This is a genomic window from Mycobacterium sp. 94-17, assembly GCF_035617725.1.
GTDB lineage: Bacteria > Actinomycetota > Actinomycetes > Mycobacteriales > Mycobacteriaceae > Mycobacterium.
In genome coordinates this window covers 152,611-158,404 of the sequence record NZ_JAPIYN010000013.1, presented here as the reverse complement: position 1 = coordinate 158,404, position 5,794 = coordinate 152,611, and the positions used below count along the sequence as shown (strand labels likewise).

General features: G+C 67.1%; 4 protein-coding genes and 1 tRNA gene. 4 read left to right on the top strand and 1 reads right to left on the bottom strand.

What is annotated here, in order from left to right:
• Positions 1-100: 100 nt before the first annotated feature.
• A tRNA-Arg gene (locus tag OQ789_RS16590) sits at positions 101-176 on the bottom strand.
• A gap of 127 nt (positions 177-303) precedes the next feature.
• On the opposite strand from OQ789_RS16590, the gene argS reads away from it, so the two are divergent.
• From argS to thrC, 4 genes are read left to right on the top strand one after another with little or no spacing between them, the layout of a single operon-like run.
• Complete coding sequence (gene argS, locus OQ789_RS16585; RefSeq protein WP_324687096.1) at positions 304-1,968, top strand: arginine--tRNA ligase; 1,665 nt, start codon at positions 304-306, stop codon at positions 1,966-1,968.
• Positions 1,969-2,024: 56 nt separating this feature from the next.
• On the top strand, positions 2,025-3,383 hold the full coding sequence (lysA, locus tag OQ789_RS16580) for a diaminopimelate decarboxylase (RefSeq protein WP_324687107.1): 1,359 nt from the start codon (positions 2,025-2,027) through the stop codon (positions 3,381-3,383).
• A 3-nt stretch (positions 3,384-3,386) separates the two neighbouring features.
• The gene (locus OQ789_RS16575) at positions 3,387-4,712 is read left to right on the top strand and encodes a homoserine dehydrogenase (protein WP_324687095.1); all 1,326 of its coding nucleotides are present in this window, start codon (positions 3,387-3,389) and stop codon (positions 4,710-4,712) included.
• On the top strand, positions 4,709-5,791 hold the full coding sequence (gene thrC / locus OQ789_RS16570) for a threonine synthase (protein WP_324687093.1): 1,083 nt from the start codon (positions 4,709-4,711) through the stop codon (positions 5,789-5,791). The genes OQ789_RS16575 and thrC overlap by 4 nt, the downstream gene beginning before the upstream one ends.
• The last annotated feature ends 3 nt before the right edge of the window (positions 5,792-5,794 follow it).

Genomic DNA, 5,794 nt, shown 5'->3' with positions numbered 1-5,794 from the left:
ACTTCAAAGACTCAGGCACCTTCGTTCCCCACAACCGCAGGGCACGCCGACCTCAAAGCCGGCACCTAGCCCCGCTGCAATCCGAAGAGCCCGTAATCCCTGGTGCCCCCGGCAGGATTCGAACCTGCGGCCTTCTGCTCCGGAGGCAGACGCTCTATCCCCTGAGCTACGGGGGCGCACCGACATACCTGTTGCGCCATGGGGCTTCCAAACAAGCACCGACAGACTAACGCATTGAAGTTGCCGCCCTGCCACCCCAATGGATTCGAGGCGGCGGCACCCCAGCCCATAGGATGAACGTTCGTGACCCCCGGTGACCTCGCTGAGCTGCTCAAAACCACCGCCGCCGCGGTGCTGGCCGAGCGCGGGCTGGACGCTGCCGCGTTGCCGCAGACGGTCACCGTGGAGCGTCCCCGCAATCCCGAGCACGGCGACTACGCCAGCAACCTGGCGATGCAGCTGGGCAAAAAGGTCGGCGCCAACCCGCGTGAGCTTGCCGGATGGCTTGCCGAGGCGCTGTCGCAGGCCGATGGCGTCGCGTCGGCGGAGGTGGCCGGGCCCGGCTTCATCAACCTGCGCCTCGAGGCGTCGGCCCAGGCCGTCGTCGTCGCCAACGTCATCGACGCCGGCGACCGGTTCGGTCGATCCGACGCACTGGCCGGCCGCAACATCAACCTGGAGTTCGTGTCGGCCAACCCGACCGGGCCGATCCACATCGGCGGGACCCGCTGGGCCGCCGTCGGCGACGCGCTGGGCCGGCTGTTGTCCACCCAGGGCGCCGACGTGGTGCGCGAATACTATTTCAACGACCACGGCGCCCAGATCGACCGGTTCGCCGGCTCGCTGATCGCCGCCGCCAAGGGCGAGCCCACCCCGGACGACGGCTACGCCGGCGCCTACATCAACGACATCGCCGCCCAGGTGCTGCAGAAGGCGCCCGAGGCGCTGAGCCTGCCCGAGCGTGAGATGCGCGAGACTTTCCGCGAAATCGGCGTCGACCTGATGTTCACCCACATCAAAGAGTCGTTGCACGAGTTCGGCACCGACTTCGACATCTACACACACGAAGACTCGATGCACACCAGCGGCAGGGTCGACCAAGCCATCGCCAGGCTGCGTGAGACGGGCAACATCTACGAGAAGGACGGCGCAACGTGGTTGCGCACCAGCGCCTTTGGTGACGATAAGGACCGCGTCGTCATCAAAAGCGATGGCAAGCCGGCCTATATCGCCGGTGACATCGCCTACTACCTGGACAAGCGGCAGCGCGGCTTCGACCTGTGCATCTACATGCTCGGCGCCGACCACCACGGCTACATAGCCCGCCTCAAAGCGGTGGCGGCGGCGTTCGGGGACGACCCGGCCGCGGTCGAGGTGCTCATCGGGCAGATGGTCAACCTGGTCCGCGACGGTCGGCCGGTCCGGATGAGCAAGCGGGCCGGAACGGTCATCACGCTGGACGACCTTGTCGAGGCGATCGGCGTCGATGCCGCGCGCTACAGCCTGATCCGTTCCTCGGTGGATACCCCCATCGACATCGACCTCGCCCTGTGGTCGTCGGCCTCGAATGAAAACCCGGTCTACTACGTCCAATACGCGCATGCCCGGCTCTCCGCGTTGGCCCGCAACGCCGCCGAACTCGGGCTGATCCCCGGCGGTGCCGGTTTTGAAGGGCACCTCGAACTGCTCAGCCACGACAAGGAGGGGACGCTGCTGCGCACCATCGGCGAGTTCCCGCGGGTGCTGAAAACCGCTGCGTCCCTGCGGGAACCACACCGGGTGTGCCGCTACCTGGAAGACCTCGCCGGCGACTACCACCGGTTCTACGACGCGTGCCGGGTGCTGCCGCAGGGCGACGAGCAACCCACCGACCTGCACACTGCGCGCCTGGCGCTGTGCCAGGCCACCCGCCAGGTGATCGCCAACGGGCTGGCGATCCTGGGCGTCACCGCTCCGGAGCGAATGTGAACGTGCACCCGGCCGGTCCTCGGCACGCCGAGGAGATCCGGCACGCCGATAGCCCCTTGCGGCCGCAATCCCCCGAGGAGTTGCTGCTGCTGGCGCCGAATGTGTGGCCTCGCAACACTGCTCGTGACGATGCCGGAGTGGCAAGCGTCGCCGGGGTCACGGTGACCGACCTCGCCCAGGAGTACGGGACCCCACTGTTCATCATCGACGAGGACGACTTCCGGTCCCGCTGCCGCGAGATCGCGTCGGCCTTCGGCGGCGGCAAGTACGTGCACTATGCCGCAAAGGCCTTCCTGTGCAGTGAGATTGCGCGCTGGATCGACGAAGAAGGTCTCTCACTCGACGTGTGCACCGGCGGCGAGCTGGCCGTCGCGCTGCACGCCGACTTCCCGCCGGAGCGGATCACATTCCACGGCAACAACAAATCCGTCGCCGAACTGACGGCGGCCGTCAAAGCCGGTGTCGGGCATGTCGTTTTGGACTCGATGGTGGAGATCGAGCGCCTCGATGTCATCGCCGGGGAGGCGGGCGTCGTCCAGGACGTCTTCGTGCGCCTCACCGTCGGTGTCGAGGCGCACACCCACGAGTTCATCTCCACCGCGCACGAGGACCAGAAGTTCGGGTTGTCACTGGCCAGCGGCGCGGCGCTGGCCGCGGTCGGCAAGATCTTCGAAACACGGCACCTGCGACTGGTGGGTTTGCACAGTCACATCGGGTCGCAGATCTTCGACGTCGCCGGCTTCGAACTCGCCGCGCGCAGGGTCATCGGCCTGTTACAGCAGGCCGTCGAACAATTCGGTGTCGAGAAGACCGCGCAGATCTCCACCGTGGATCTGGGTGGCGGACTGGGCATTTCCTATCTCGCCGCCGACGATCCGCCGCCGATGGGCGAGTTGGCCGCCAAGCTGGGTGAGATCGTGCGGCACGAGTCGGCGGCCGTCGGGCTGCCGACCCCGCGGCTGGTGGTCGAGCCGGGGCGGGCCATCGCCGGGCCGGGCACCATCACACTCTACGAGGTGGGCACGGTCAAGGATGTCGACGTGAGCGCCACCGCTCACCGGCGCTACGTCAGCGTCGACGGCGGCATGAGTGACAACATCCGCACCGCGCTCTATGACGCGCAGTACGACGCCCGGCTGGTCTCCCGCCTCAGCGATGCGCCGGCCGAGCTGGCCCGTGTCGTCGGAAAGCACTGCGAGAGCGGCGATATCGTCGTGCGCGACACGTGGGTGCCGGGCGACCTGCGGCCGGGCGACCTGATCGGGGTGGCCGCTACCGGGGCCTACTGTTATTCACTGTCGAGTCGGTACAACATGATTTGCCGCCCCGCCGTGGTCGCGGTTCGCGACGGGCGCGCCCGCCTGGTGCTGCGTCGTGAGACGGTCGACGATCTCCTGAGTCTGGAAGTGAGGTGACCTGTGCCCCGTGACGAAAAGGCAGTCGGTGTAGCGGTACTCGGGTTGGGCAACGTCGGCAGCGAAGTTGTCCGAATCATCGAGGACAGCGCCGACGACCTCGCCGCTCGTGTCGGCGCGCGCGTGGTGTTGCGCGGCGTCGGAGTGCGCCGCGTCGCCGGGGACCGTGGTGTTCCCGTCGAGCTGCTCACCGACGATATCGAAGAACTCGCGGCGCGCGAGGACGTGGACATCGTCGTGGAGCTGATGGGGCCGGTGGAGCCGTCCCGCAGGGCCATTTTGTGCGCGCTCCAGCACGGTAAGTCGGTCGTCACCGCGAACAAGGCGCTGCTGGCCACCTCCACCGGCGAATTGGCGCAGGCCGCCGAAAGTGCAAATGTCGACCTGTACTTCGAGGCGGCCGTCGCGGGCGCCATTCCGGTCATCCGTCCGCTGACGCAGTCGCTGGCCGGTGACACCGTGGTGCGGGTTGCCGGAATCGTCAACGGCACCACCAACTACATCTTGTCCGCGATGGACCAGACCGGCGCCGACTACGACAGTGCGCTGGCCGAAGCCGGCGCTCTCGGTTACGCCGAGGCCGACCCCACCGCCGACGTGGAGGGCTACGACGCGGCCGCCAAGGCCGCGATCCTGGCGTCGATCGCTTTTCACACCCGGGTGACCGCCGACGACGTCTATCGCGAAGGCATCACCAAAGTCACCCCGGCCGACTTCGAGGTGGCCAAGGCGCTCGGCTGCACCATCAAGCTGCTCTCGATCTGTGAGCGCATCACGACCGATGACGGCAAAGAGCGGGTTTCGGCCCGCGTCTATCCGGCGTTGGTGCCGTTATCGCACCCGTTGGCCACGGTGAACGGCGCCTTCAATGCGGTGGTGGTCGAGGCAAAGGCCTCCGGACGGCTGATGTTCTACGGGCAGGGCGCCGGGGGAGCGCCGACCGCGTCGGCGGTCGCCGGTGACATCGTGATGGCCGCGCGTAACCGGGTGCTGGGCAGCCGCGGGCCGAGGGAATCCAAGTACGCTCAACTTCCGGTAGCCCCAATGGGTTTCATCTCCACGCGCTACTACGTCAGCATGAACGTCGCCGACAAACCAGGCGTGCTGTCTTCGGTGGCAGCCGAATTCGCCAAGCGTGAGGTGAGCATCGCCGAGGTCCGTCAAGAAGGCGTCGCAGACGACGATGGGCGGCGGGTGGGGGCCCGCATCGTTGTGGTCACCCACACCGCAACGGATGCCGCACTGTCTGAAACCGTGGATGCGCTAGCCGATCTGGATGTCGTGCAGGGCGTGACCAGCGTGCTGCGACTGGAAGGTGCCACCCTATGAGCGCTCCGCGCACCGCCGTCCATCAGCCGTGGCCCGGTCTCATCGAGGCGTATCGGGAGCGGTTGCCGGTCGGTGACAACTGGACCCCGGTCACCCTGCTCGAGGGCGGGACTCCGCTGATCGCGGCGGGCCGGATCTCGGAAAAGACCGGCTGCACAGTGCATCTCAAGGTCGAAGGCCTCAACCCGACAGGCTCCTTCAAGGACCGGGGCATGACGATGGCGGTCACCGACGCGTTGGCTCGTGGCCAGCAGGTGGTGTTGTGCGCGTCCACCGGCAACACGTCGGCGTCGGCGGCGGCATACGCGGCGCGTGCCGGCATCACCTGCGCCGTGCTGATACCGCAGGGCAAGATCGCGATGGGCAAACTGGCGCAGGCGGTTATGCACGGCGCCAAGATCATTCAGATCGACGGCAACTTCGATGATTGCCTGGAATTGGCGCGTAAGATGGCCGCCGATTTTCCCGCGATCGCGTTGGTCAACTCGGTCAACCCGGTGCGCATCGAGGGCCAGAAGACCGCGGCGTTCGAGATCGTCGACGCGTTGGGTGCCGCCCCCGACGTGCATGCCCTGCCGGTTGGCAACGCGGGAAATATCACCGCGTATTGGAAGGGATACACCGAGTATCACCATGAGGGCCTGATCGATAAGTTGCCCCGCATGCTGGGCGCCCAGGCGGCCGGTGCGGCTCCCCTGGTGCACGGGTCTCCCGTCAAGAACCCGGAGACCATCGCCACCGCGATCCGCATCGGCGCGCCGGCGTCGTGGACGGCCGCCGTTGACGCGCAGCAGAATTCGAATGGCCGCTTCTCGGCCGTGACCGACGAAGAGATCCTGGCCGCCTATCACCTGGTGGCCGAGTCCGAAGGCGTCTTCGTGGAACCCGCCTCGGCGGCCAGCATCGCCGGACTGCTCAAAGCCGTTGACGACGGGTGGGTGGCCCGCGGGTCGACGGTGGTATGCACAGTGACCGGCAATGGCCTGAAGGATCCCGACACCGCGCTGCGGGATATGCCAACCGTGACCCCGCTGCCGGTGGACCCGGTGCTGGTGGTCGAAAAGCTGGGGCTGGCCTAGTGG

Bases quoted from the DNA above. Each gene is read 5' to 3' on its own strand.
- thrC (WP_324687093.1), top strand. From the start codon at position 4,709: ATGAGCGCTCCGCGCACCGCCGTCCATCAGCCGTGGCCCGGTCTCATC.